The sequence below is a fragment of the Legionella sp. D16C41 genome (assembly GCF_048541585.1).
Taxonomy (GTDB): Bacteria; Pseudomonadota; Gammaproteobacteria; order Legionellales; family Legionellaceae; genus Legionella_C.
This window is the reverse complement of sequence record NZ_CP183303.1, coordinates 2,670,971-2,683,512: the sequence shown is the minus strand read 5'-3', so window position 1 is coordinate 2,683,512 and position 12,542 is coordinate 2,670,971. Positions and strand designations below refer to the sequence as shown.

Sequence of the window (12,542 nt, the reverse complement as noted above, 5' to 3'; positions counted from 1 at the left end):
AAAGCTATTAATTTAAATAGCTGGCACAAAGAGGTTTAATATGAGTTGGTTATGGGTATTTATCTGAAAAAAGGAACTCCTAAATGCTTAATGAGCAAGGCAGAGGGTGTATTGCATGAGCCATTTTGATGATCTACACAAAGAGCTTACAAGTTATCTTGAACAGTCTCAAGTTGAAAAATGCTATCAAGCATATTTAGTTGCTGAAAATGCTCATCACGGACAAATGCGTCGATCAGGTGAAGATTATATCACTCATCCGGTTGCAGCGGCCCTCATTTTAGCTAAAATGCGCCTTGACTATCAAACCATTATGGCGACTCTACTGCATGATGTGGTTGAAGATACCTCTATTAGTAAAGAAGATTTAACCCAACAGTTTGGTGAAGATGTTACCGCTTTGGTTGATGGAGTAACTAAACTAACTAAAATTAAATTCGAATCACGCGCAGAAGCACAAGCTGAGAACTTTCGCAAAATGGTTTTAGCCATGGTGAAAGATATTCGTGTCATTATTGTAAAATTAGCTGACCGTTTCCATAATATGCATACTCTAGGTGCTATGCCTGCTGCTAAAAGACGTCGAATTTCTATTGAAACATTAGAAATTTATGCACCAATTGCAAATCGACTCGGTATGCATGCTATTTATACCGGCCTTGAGGATCTAGGCTTTAAAGCGCTTTATCCTATGCGCTATAGGGCAATTCGAGCCGCTGTTGAAAAATCACGCGGTAATCGCCGTGAATTAACGCAAAAAATTGAACATGATTTAGAAAATGCCTTACAACAGCTCAATATTCCTTATGAGCATGTGTTTGGTCGCCAAAAGCATTTATATAGTATCTATCGGAAAATGAAACAAAAGAAAGCATCTTTTACCGAAATCACAGATGTCTTTGCTTTTCGTGTCATTACCGAAGATATAGATTCTTGTTATCGCGTTTTAGGTGCGCTGCATCGTACTTATAAACCAGTTCCACAACGGTTTAAAGATTATATAGGTATTCCTAAGGCTAACGGCTATCAATCACTGCATACAACTTTATTTGGGCCTTATGGTGTCCCCTTAGAGGTACAAATTCGTACACGTGAAATGGATAAAGTAGCTGATAATGGGGTAGCTGCTCATTGGATTTATAAATCGTCTGGCTTAGAAGTGAACGAGGCACAGTTGCGTGCTCGTGAATGGGTACAAGGATTACTTGAAATGCAGCGTAGCACCGGTAGTTCTTTAGAATTTATTGAAAACGTAAAAATTGATTTATTTCCTGATGAAGTTTATGTTTTTACCCCTAAAGGGCATATTATGGAGCTGCCAAAGGGAGCAACACCCGTCGACTTTGCTTATACTGTACATTCTGATGTCGGAAATAGCTGTGTAGCGGCGAAAGTTAACCGCCGCCTTGTACCACTTAGTATTCCATTAACTAATGGTCAGACTGTAGAAATTATAACAGCTCCGGGCGCTCGTCCAAATCCAGCTTGGCTTAATTTCGTGGTTACCGGTAAAGCGCGCAGTAACATCCGCCATTTCTTAAAAAGTCAGCAACATGCCGAATCTATTAGTTTAGGTAAGCGCCTATTAGAGCAAGCCTTAACAAGCCTTGCTAGCGATTATGCTAAAGTGCCACCAGAAACCTTACAGGCGCTATTACATGATTTAAATTATAAGTCAGCTGATGAGTTGCTTTATGCCATTGGCGTAGGTAACCAAATGCCTATGGTTATCGCTAAGCGGTTAGTAGTTAGCCAAGAAAACCCAGAAAACTTGGATAAAAGTAGTCGAAGTGGACCATTAGTGATTAAAGGCACAGAAGGTATGGTGGTTAATTTCGCCGATTGTTGTCAACCTATTCCAGGTGATAAAATTGTTGGTCGCTTCCAGCAGGGACGTGGTATTTTAGTTCATGCCAGTGATTGTGCCCAAATAAAGCATGTTCGCAGCCCCGATCAATTCATTGCTCTTCGCTGGGATGAACAAGTAGAAGGCGAATTTTGGGTAGATATTACTGTTGATGTGGCTAACCAACGTGGTGTACTAGCAGCACTAGCGACAGCGATTTCTGAAGCTGAATCAAATATCGGCAATATTAATGTTGATCCACGTGATGGGCGACATAATGCGGTAACCTTTTCTATTAGTGTTCGTAATAGGAATCATTTAGCGCGGGTTATGCGTCGCTTACGTGCTAACAAAGTAGTTTTACGTCTTTATAGAAAAAGGCAGGGAGAATAATATTATGCAACCTATTCATGCATCATCAGCACCTGCTGCTATTGGCACCTATAGTCAAGCAGTTCAATGTGGCAATGTGGTTTACTTATCCGGTCAGATTCCCCTTAACCCGGAAACCATGGAATTATGCAGTGATGATATTCAAGCACAGATTAAACAAGTCTTTGATAATTTATCTGCTGTTTGTCAGGCAGCTGGAGGTAGTTTAGCTGATTTAGTCAAACTAACCGTTTACTTGACTGATTTAAGCCATTTTGCATTAATTAATGAAGCCATGATGCAATATTTCAGTAAACCATTTCCTGCTCGGGCTGCCATCGGTGTTGCCGCTCTGCCTAAGGGTTCCCAAGTTGAAGTCGATGGCATTATGGTTTTAGAGCACCGAAAATAGGATTTAATCCAGTTATCATTCCCGTAGAGCTAGAATTTATCTTTATGTGGGCATAGTCAATAGTGTTATCATTCCAGCACAAGCGGGAAGCTATTTCGATGTAGGTACAGTTAATAGTGTTGTCATTGCGCGTAGGCGGGAATCTATTTCTATGTAGGTACAGTGAACAACATTGTCATTCCCGCGTAGGCGGGAATCTATTTTCATGTAAGTACAGTGCCAGTACCAAGATGGATTTCCGCCTGCGCGGAAATGACAGAGGTTTTTAAATTGACACAATCAACAACGCTGTTATTCCCACACAGATGGAAATTTATTTTCATGTAGATACAGTTAATAGCGTTGTCATTCCCACGCTTTAGGGCATTTATTTTTATGTAGGTACAGTGAACAACATTGTCATTCCTACGAAGGTGAGAATTTCTTTCTATGTAGGTACAGTGAACAACATTGTCATTCCTGCGAAGGTGGGAATTTATTTCTATGTAGTACAGTGAACATTGTCATTCCCGCGTAGGCGGGAATCTATTTTCATGTAAGTACAGTGCCAGTATCGAGATGGATTTCCGCCTGCGCGGAAATGACAGGCTCCTTAAACAGTGCCAGTAGTAGGGTAGATTTCCGCCTACGCGGGAATAACAGAATTTTTAGTTGACACTATCAATGCTGTTATTCCTACACAGCTGGGAATTTATTTTCATGTAAGTACAGTGAACAACATTGTCCTTCCTACGAAGGTAAGAATTTCTTTCTATGTAGGTACAGTGAACAACATTGTCATTCCCGCGTAGGCGGGAATCTATTTTCATGTAAGTACAGTGCCAGTATCGAGATGGATTTCCGCCTGCGCGGAAATGACAGGCTCCTTAAACAGTGCCAGTAGTAGGGTAGATTCCCGCCTGTGCGGAAATGACAGAATTCTTAAATTGATACTATTAAACGATCCAGTACATAAGGATAATACCTATGGATAATAATCAGTATGCCTATAGCGGGCGTATTATGTTTATTATAATGTGGCTATTTTTATTTTTTTTATTATTTACCTTTTTTTATTATTCTTCTTCCTCTAAAAATAGTGACTATCAAATTCGGGGTGGTACGTTAACTATTAACCGCAATAGTAATGGCCATTACCAGGTAGCGGGTACTATTAATGACTTTAAAGTCGATTTTATTATTGATACAGGCGCAACGTTAGTTGCTATACCAAAATCAATTGCCGATCGCTTAAAGCTAACTGGTCATTACCCTATATTATTACAGACTGCAAATGGTAATGTATCTGGCTTATTAACCCGCATTGAGAAAATCACCTTTGCTAATTTTAAGCTCTATAACGTTAAAGCTGTCATTATGCCCAGCAATGATGATAGTTTGGTCTTGTTAGGAATGAATGTATTATCGCAATTTAATATAGCTCAGCAAGATAATCAGCTGACAATTAAAAAATGACATAGTAAAATTAATATAGGTCGGCCAAGATCTAATGGTGCTGCTTTAAGACTCTAGCCTACGTCCCGGGCTTGTCCACGGGATCCAGAGCTCTAATCCTCGGCCGAGATTCCTGCATCCCTCGAACAAGCCCAGCGACGTAGAGTAAATCAAAAAGACTTAAAGCAGTGCCATTAGACCTCGACCCAAGAAAATAAAAATTAATAGTTTTGTATTCAACACTTTCCTGAAGCCAATATTAATAAATAAGCATTAAGAAGCAATAATACAATAGACTTCTTTCGAAGCTTTCTCAGTGCTTTTTTCATTTGATTTTATCTCGTTACTAACAGTTTTGAAAGAAGTCTATTAAAACAATCAATCAAGGCAGGTTATGTACGCGCCTTAATTATGCTATTTTACCCAGCATATTAAATAGGTTTAAAAATTAAAAACAAACAGGCTTTAGTATTATGAGTCTTATCACTTTAAATCAAGTTACCTTAAAGGTAGCTGGTAATACATTATTAGATGCAGTGAATTGGCAAATTCAGCCTAAAGAGCGTATTGCCTTAGTTGGTCGCAATGGTGCTGGTAAATCATCGCTACTTAAATTACTTCAAGGCGATTTAGTGCCTGACGCCGGTCAGATTCATCGTTTAAGTGGCATGCGGGTGGCTGGCTTAACTCAAGAAGTACCGCATACCGATGACGAAACTGTTTATCATTTTCTGGTGAAAAGTCTAGGCGCTATTGGTGAAGTACTTAATGATTTTAGATATTTATCTGCTAGTAATGAGGCAGCTAAATTAGCTGCATGCCAAGTAGAAATGGACCGCTTACAAGCCTGGGATATTTTACCGCGGGTCGATATGATGGCCACCCGTTTAGGTGTAAATCCTAATGCTTGCATGCGTGAGTTATCAGGCGGTATGAAACGCCGAGCGCTACTTGCTGCAGCTTTAATTGCAGCTCCTGATTTGTTGCTTCTAGATGAACCTACTAACCACTTAGATATTAATTCTATTGAATGGTTAGAATCTTATTTAAAAACCTACACTGGCAGTCTTTTAGTCGTTACCCACGATAGAGAATTCTTAAACCAAGTGGCTAATCAAATTGTGGAAATTGATAGAGGTAAGCTCTATACCCACCATTGTGATTATGAAACCTATTTAAACCGGCGTGAAGCCATGCGTGTTACCGAAGAACGACACAATGAATTATTTGATAAACGCTTGGAAGAGGAAGAAGCTTGGATTAGAACCGGCATTAAAGCTAGGCGTACGCGTAATGAAGGTCGGGTACGCGCGTTAAAAGCGATGCGTGAAGAGTATAAAGCTCGCCGTGAGCAACTAGGTAAAGTCAAAGGATTAAACTTAGAAGTATCTCGCTCAGGTAATGTCGTTATTGAAGCAGAAAATGTCAATTATGCTATTGATAATAAAGAATTGGTACGCAATTTTTCTCTTTTACTCACACGAGGCGATAAATTAGGAATTCTTGGTCCTAATGGCTGTGGTAAAACGACCCTTGTTCGTCTATTACTGGGTGAACTAACCCCACAAACTGGTAAAATTCGGCGTGGTGTAAACTTAGAAGTGGCCTATTTTGATCAATTACGGCAACAATTAGATGAAAATCTAACAGTGATGGCCAATGTTAGTGATGGCTCAGATTATGTCACCATCAATGGCAAACAAAAGCATGTGGCAACTTACCTGCGTGAATTTTTATTTCCATCAGAACGTTTTAATCAGGCGGTGCATACTCTCTCAGGCGGTGAGCGCAATCGATTGCTTTTGGCTAAACTTTTTGCAAAGCCCGTTAATCTTTTAGTTTTAGATGAACCAACCAATGATTTAGATATTGAAACCCTAGAATTATTAGAGCAAATGCTGATTGACTATACAGGCACACTCATCCTAATTAGCCATGATCGCGAGTTTATTAATCAAGTAGTGACTAGCGTGTTAGTCTATGAAGGGGAGTGCCAATTTAATGAATATGTGGGCAGTTATGAAGATTACCGTATTCAGCAAAAAAAACAGCAACGCATACAACCTCAAGCTCCTAAAGTACCACTAAAAGATACAGCGCCTAAAATAAAAAAGCTAAGTTTTAATGAACAACGCGAGTTAACTCAATTACCACAGAAAATTGAACAGTTAGAAGAAAAGATTGCAACCTTACAAACACAAATGGCCTCACCAGATTTTTATCAAAAAGACTCCGAAGCCATAACGGAATACAGTCAGCAATTAAAAGAAGATGAAACCTTATTAAAAGCTTTATACGAGCGTTGGGAAGAATTAGAAGGGAAAGAATAGTTTTATGTTAGCCATAGTCGGTATTATTGTTTTAGCGGCAATTTTTGTCTTCTTTTCAGCTGAGTTCGGCCGCATGATTAAAAAGATCATGGCTATCCGCGGGGTAGCGCTCTTTTTACCGTTAACGTTGGTATCATGGATTGTGGCAAGCTATGAACCCTGGATTTTATGGACTTTATTATACGTAAAAATTGGTTTTCATATGGCGGTTTTTGGAATTGTAAGCATCATTCCTTTTCCCATTGGCAGAGAAAGCCTAGCTACTTTTATTTTAATCTATAGCTTAACCTTAATTCCGTTGGCAATAATTTATTGGCGCAAAAAAAAGTATCCCGTTTATTATAAATCCAATCAATGGATTATCACTGCAGCTATCTGGCTTTTCTTATTAATTACTCTGACCGTGGGATTTTATTAAAATTCTTACTTAAAATTGCCTACAAATTAATCATTTTAAGCTATAGTTAAAAGAGCAAATTAATAATGATTTGATGAGTTTATAGTAAACAAATTAAACAATTATTAAAGATAATTAAGTGCTTTATTCTCAAAAATACAGCAAAAATTAATAAAAGCAGGATGCCTGAGCCAATTGCTCAATACAAAAAAACCAACGTCCTGCGACTTGTTCGCAGGGTCCAGTCCGGATGTGCTTTGCTTCCATAGGCAAACCATTGTAAATGGGAAAGAGATAGAATTTTGTTTCAGACAAAGGATTTATTTGAGTTTTTTGTCTAATACAAAACTTTTAAATTAAACGTAAGACGCCTTATGTTAAGAAAAGCTTAAGAAATAAGGTTTAAAATATATAGAATATAGTTTGTGGAGTATGGTCTATGCCTGAAATAAATGCAGCTCTTTTAAATAAACTTCGACATGAAGACTTTTTGAAGGATTTAACTGATAAAGCCGCACCTTTAGATGCTATTCTAGCTAAAGGTCATCCACTAGATCAGACAAAATTGGCACAGGCTATTGATGAGCACAAAGCATTCTGGGAGAGAATATTAGGTGTCACTGCTCCTCTAACAGTTAATAACACTGACCTTGCTACAATAATTAAATTAGTGGGAGAAAAGCGGGCCATAATTGCTTTACGAATGGATGCTCATCAGTCTAGCCATGAAGTTCTCCTTAAGGAAATAATTGAGGTAAATACTCCAGACAATGTAAGGCAAAAAATTTCTCAGGGAGGTAATGCGAGTCTTGTGTTTGGTGCGTATTTAATTAGTCTAGTAGGTAGAAATACAGCTGACCAAACATATGTTAACAATACTGCAGCAGATGAAATTCAACTTGAAGCTCAATATCAACTGCTTAGTCTTAAAATTAACCAAGCATTGCAACCGCTTTCAAATCCAAGTTTAGACGCTACCACAAGAGCCGATCTAGTTGGAAAATTACATACATTATTAACTCATATAAATACTCCTAATAATGGACAATTTCAAGCCGCTATTCGTGCTTTAGTTCCTAGTACTACCTCTTTGTCGGATGCAGTTTTAAATAAAATGGTGGTAAATAACGGAGTCGGAGCACGGATTAAAAGTGATGTGGCTTTAAAAGCTTTTAATGCTAATATAAAGCAAATTTATGAAACTAATTTTTCAAGGAATGCTAATACTACCTATGCTACCTTACAAAAGGCTGACAATGCCTTTATTAATGATCTCCCCCTAGAGTATCAAAGCATAGCTATAAACAAATTTAAAGAAGCTAGAGCAGCCCTTGGTAATCAATATTTAATAAATCATTATATACCTTCTATACCTCAAAATGATTTATTACTAAAAATTGCTAATGCAAAAACTAAAGATGACCTTAAACCTTTGCTAAAAGGTACATCTCACAGTGATTACTTAGATGATTTGCTGAATTCAGCAAAAAATATTAAAGAGTATCGGGAACTAGCCGCAGCAGAGTTATTAATTCGCAATATTAATAATATAACCGATGAAGCAGCTTTAAAATCCTTAGCTGATATGAGAAAAGGGGACGCTTTACCAAATATTTTAGAAAATCATACTAATTTAGGATTTACCGGGCCAGCAAACATTGCCGCCCGTGAAGCGCTTGGTAATGTAACTATGGCTACACTTGGAGCCGTTGTCGCGGCTGCACATGTACGTTTATCCATAGTAGCAACTAAAAATAGTCCTACTGAGCTTACTAGGTTAAAATCTATATTAACTGATAATAATAATTTCAATCAGCCAAATCACCTTGTTACTTTCCCTTTTACAAGTTCATCCATTAATACTAATGCAGCTAGCGATATTTTAACTCAGCACTTTTCTAAAGCCGAGAATAGAACGCGAGCCAAAGAACAAGCGCTTATTAAGTTTCTGCAATTAAAATTGGCTGATCCTGCAATAGGAATAAATAGAATAAAGCAAATTACTGATGAAAATAGCAGCGAAAATATTAAAAAAGAGATGCTGGGCCTATTAAGTTTAACTGAGGACTCAACAGCCCTAGATGATGTTTTTACTGCAGATGATCTAGGAAATCCTAAAGGAATTAGTAGACAATTATTAGCACAGGCTTATGTTGCCCATATAACTAAAGCAGCTGAGAATGAATTAGATTTTAGTGATGAAGATAATGAAACTGACTATGATACGTTAATTTCACATATTAATTTAGCTGCAGAAAACGAAGACTATGGAAATACAGCATATGCTTTGGAAACTCTCTCTGACATAGAAAAAAAAGATTTAAGTACTAAACTTACGGAAATTTTAGTAAGAAAGCGCCCGGCAAATAAATTAAATGAATTAGTAGAACTTAGTAATGCGACCTCCTTAGCTGATTTTAAACGAATTTTAAATACCAAATTTGGTATTACATCTCAGGATTGGGTTAATGATAAAACTATGGAGTCAGTACAAAAAGCTGCTATTGAAGGTGCAATTACCCACCAAATAGAAACATTAACTGGTGTTAAAGAGACAGCATATCCTGCATTAAAAAATGTTATTAAAGACTTATCACTAAAACAACAACGAGAAATGCTAAATGTTCATTTCCTAAGCCAATTAGTAGATAGTAGAGATGCTAAAGATATTAGTGAGAGACTTCATTGTAAAGCAGATCAAGCACAAGCAATCTTGCAGGATTTCAAGCGTATCGATTCAATAAAGCGTATTTATAATGCCGAGATTGTTAAGCGATTACTAGAGATTGATCCTCCTATCGAGGAATTGGATAGTGCTAAAGTTGATATACTAAATAATGAAATTAAAAAGTCACGCGGTGGTCTGAGTTTTGCGGACGACAGTTATGACATAGAGGATAATAGTGATATTTCAAGAATTATCGCAATTCTTAATACAGCAGTTGATGATGAGAAAATTCGCCAGGCACTTCAGGGTGGTCAAGAAGAGGTAGAGGCTCAAAGTGGATATAACCGTAATTTGTTACCTAGAGTACGAAACGCTTTTGATCCAGCAACTGCAACTAAATTAGCTATAGCTGAACGTGAAACGGTTAATTTTTTATTACCTTTAACGAAAGATTCGGAATTGTCTGCACATCAAATATCGAAAATTGTTAATGCTTTTAAAGATCCTGGTGTAAATACTAAGCAGGAGTTTATTACTGCCATTACAACTGGTACAAATGCTATTAGCGGAACTATACTTACTGAACTTAAACGAGAATTAACACCTAAACGTTATGCGGAATTAAAAAATCAGTTCATTCAAGCTAATTTTTTAGACAAGATACAAGCTGGGCCTTTACCTCTTGTTAATCCAAAATTAAAAGACATAAAAACCTTAAATAAAAAAATTAGCAGTGGCACATCAGGTTTGATTGGTGGTATAGAAAAAGATTTAGAAGGCATGGTTAATGGCTTTCCAGGCATGCATTGGTTAAACCCTATTTTTCAAGCAGCAGCAGCGCAAGACGCTCATAATATCTCAAAAAAAATGCAATTAATAGCGAATGGATGTGACATCTTAGTAACCCAATTAGAATATCAGAAAAAAATTATTGCAAAAGAACTAGCCCAATTGCCTAGTCAAGCAGATATAAATAAACAATACCCGGCTCCAACAGATGCCCAAAAGGCTCGTATAAAAGAAATTAATGAACGCCGAAAAGAATTAGAAGATTTAAAAGCAGAAACTGATAGGTTACTTGAAAAATATAAAAAAGTGCAAAAAGTAATTTATGGTGATCCCGATGGCGATAACATTTATATGAAAAAAGGTGCTTTAAAAGTTATACAAGAAGCAAAAGAAGCTAAGAGTAGCGTAAAATTAAATGGTCAGGGTTATAATTATTCTGTACAAAATTACCCTATGTCTGAATTGAAGAATCAATTACAGTCACGTGGTGCTGCTGCACCTACTACAGGCAATACCGGCAGATCCCAATTAACGGGGCCTGGAAGTAAAAGCTATGATCCAATATTAGATATTCCTAAGGACCATTTTCGTAAATATGAAGTAATAGCTGAGGATGGAAGTACAAGCTCTTTTGTTAAAGTACCTGGTAAGCAGGATTTAGTAACATCAACAAACAATGGTAAAGTTTCTACTAACCCTAGTGCAGATTTTTTATGTGAGGATTTTCCAGGTGGTGAAATTCCACCGTTGGATCCAGCAGAAACTCCGGAAATACAAAAAAAACGTATCGCTTATAGTTTCATAGTCGCATCTGAATACCTTAGAGATTTTAATGGTCCACCTGAAGAGGGAGCTATAAAACTCGGTGGTACTGGTAAACTTGGTGCTGCAATGACACCTTATCTTTGGACAGCACTAATGATTTTAGGTGAAAAAAATCCACACATGAAATTTGATCATAAAGCGATAGCTGTTGATTGTTCATCTTTTGATCCAAAGACACAATTTAGAGGTGGAAAACCACTATTGGGTATTTCTGGTGATTCAGTTTATAAGAAAGTATTTAATAAACATCAAGCAACTTGTAATCAATTTGTAAACCAACATGTTAATTTTGATAAGGATAAGTTTGAAAAGCCTAAACATAATAAGGAAAAATTTGGACAACATGTGAAGGAAGTAGCTGCAGGATTTGAAGATAAAAGTAATAGCTCAGCTGTTACCCGCTTGTTTAGAAAAATAGTAAAATCTGAATATACTGAGGATGTAGTCAAAGAAGTTGAAACTGCCAATAAAACTATTGATCAAAGCGAGCAACAGATGAAATTAAAATAGCCTTACCTAATTAATTAAGGACAACATGAACAACAATAACAAACCAATAGGAGTTTTTGATTCAGGCATGGGTGGTTTAACGGTACTTAAGTCTTTAAAGCGTAAACTGCCCAACGAATCTTTTATTTATCTAGGTGATACAGCCCGCCTTCCTTATGGAACCAAAAGCCCCGATACCGTACAACAATATGCCCTGCAAATGGCTCGTATTTTAATTGAGCGAGAAATTAAAGCCTTAGTCATTGCTTGTAATACAGCCACGACTGCGGCTTTAACTCATTTACAAGCCTTATTACCAGAAACACCAGTGATTGGAGTAGTAAAGCCAGGTGCAAGTGCCGTGGTCACAGCTACCAAAAATCAAGCAGTAGCGGTATTTGCCACCGAAACGACTATTGCTTCCAATGCTTATCAACGCTTAATTAGTGAACAATTGCCTAATGCCGCAATTAGTGTGCGTGCTTGTAGTGTGTTAGTTGCGTTGGCTGAAGAGGGTATGATTGCTAATGGGGTTGCCCGCGAAGCATTACATCATTATCTTTCTGAATTCCAAAATGAAGATACCTTGCTCTTAGGTTGTACCCATTTTCCGGTATTTAAACCATTATTAACCACTATGTTACCGGAGACGGTGAGTATTGTTGATTCTGCAGATGCAACCGCGTCTGCGGTCTATGAAGCACTAGCTCAAGAACAATTATTTAGAATACCTGACGACAAAACGCCTACCATTCAATATCTAGTCACAGACTCAGTTAGCCGCTTTCAACGGGTAGGTGAAATCTTTTTGGGCGAAACGTTGGCTGCTGAGCAAATTGAATTAGTTGATGTTTATACCTACGCCAGTGTGTAGGTTAAAAGATTTCCCTTCTCCCTATAAGGGGAGAAGGTGGCGCAAAGCGCCGGATGAGGGGTGATCAAAATAAAGGGGTAGGTTAGGCTAAGCTAGCGCAGCCTAA

Annotated in this window: 7 protein-coding genes; all 7 read left to right on the top strand. The window is 37.6% G+C overall.

The genetic code is table 11. The features are described from left to right. Positions 1-115: 115 nt before the first annotated feature. The 7 genes from spoT to murI all read left to right on the top strand — a co-directional run bounded on the left by spoT (position 116) and on the right by murI (position 12,436). On the top strand, positions 116-2,239 hold the full coding sequence (gene spoT, locus ACNVED_RS11545; protein ID WP_419419163.1) for a bifunctional GTP diphosphokinase/guanosine-3',5'-bis pyrophosphate 3'-pyrophosphohydrolase: 2,124 nt from the start codon (positions 116-118) through the stop codon (positions 2,237-2,239). 4 nt (positions 2,240-2,243) lie between these two features. Continuing rightward, positions 2,244-2,630 carry a RidA family protein gene (locus ACNVED_RS11540; protein ID WP_419419162.1) on the top strand — a complete coding sequence of 129 codons (387 nt, stop codon included), beginning with the start codon at positions 2,244-2,246 and terminating at the stop codon, positions 2,628-2,630. A 966-nt stretch (positions 2,631-3,596) separates the two neighbouring features. Next, positions 3,597-4,085 carry a retropepsin-like aspartic protease family protein gene (locus ACNVED_RS11535; RefSeq protein ID WP_419419161.1) on the top strand — a complete coding sequence of 163 codons (489 nt, stop codon included), beginning with the start codon at positions 3,597-3,599 and terminating at the stop codon, positions 4,083-4,085. Between the two features lie 452 nt (positions 4,086-4,537). Beyond that, the gene (locus tag ACNVED_RS11530; RefSeq protein WP_419419160.1) at positions 4,538-6,394 is read left to right on the top strand and encodes an ATP-binding cassette domain-containing protein; all 1,857 of its coding nucleotides are present in this window, start codon (positions 4,538-4,540) and stop codon (positions 6,392-6,394) included. Positions 6,395-6,398: 4 nt separating this feature from the next. Continuing rightward, positions 6,399-6,812 carry a hypothetical protein gene (locus ACNVED_RS11525; protein WP_419419159.1) on the top strand — a complete coding sequence of 138 codons (414 nt, stop codon included), beginning with the start codon at positions 6,399-6,401 and terminating at the stop codon, positions 6,810-6,812. Between the two features lie 418 nt (positions 6,813-7,230). Further along, positions 7,231-11,583 carry a hypothetical protein gene (locus ACNVED_RS11520; protein WP_419419158.1) on the top strand — a complete coding sequence of 1,451 codons (4,353 nt, stop codon included), beginning with the start codon at positions 7,231-7,233 and terminating at the stop codon, positions 11,581-11,583. A 25-nt stretch (positions 11,584-11,608) separates the two neighbouring features. Further along, complete coding sequence (gene murI, locus ACNVED_RS11515) at positions 11,609-12,436, top strand: glutamate racemase (RefSeq protein ID WP_419419157.1); 828 nt, start codon at positions 11,609-11,611, stop codon at positions 12,434-12,436. Positions 12,437-12,542: the final 106 nt, after the last annotated feature.

Excerpts from the sequence above, each read along its gene's own strand:
- spoT (WP_419419163.1), top strand. The coding sequence starts at position 116 with ATGAGCCATTTTGATGATCTACACAAAGAGCTTACAAGTTATCTTGAA.
- ACNVED_RS11520 (WP_419419158.1), top strand. The coding sequence starts at position 7,231 with ATGCCTGAAATAAATGCAGCTCTTTTAAATAAACTTCGACATGAAGAC.
- ACNVED_RS11535 (WP_419419161.1), top strand. The coding sequence starts at position 3,597 with ATGGATAATAATCAGTATGCCTATAGCGGGCGTATTATGTTTATTATA.
- ACNVED_RS11540 (WP_419419162.1), top strand. The coding sequence starts at position 2,244 with ATGCAACCTATTCATGCATCATCAGCACCTGCTGCTATTGGCACCTAT.
- ACNVED_RS11530 (WP_419419160.1), top strand. The coding sequence starts at position 4,538 with ATGAGTCTTATCACTTTAAATCAAGTTACCTTAAAGGTAGCTGGTAAT.
- murI (WP_419419157.1), top strand. The coding sequence starts at position 11,609 with ATGAACAACAATAACAAACCAATAGGAGTTTTTGATTCAGGCATGGGT.
- ACNVED_RS11525 (WP_419419159.1), top strand. The coding sequence starts at position 6,399 with ATGTTAGCCATAGTCGGTATTATTGTTTTAGCGGCAATTTTTGTCTTC.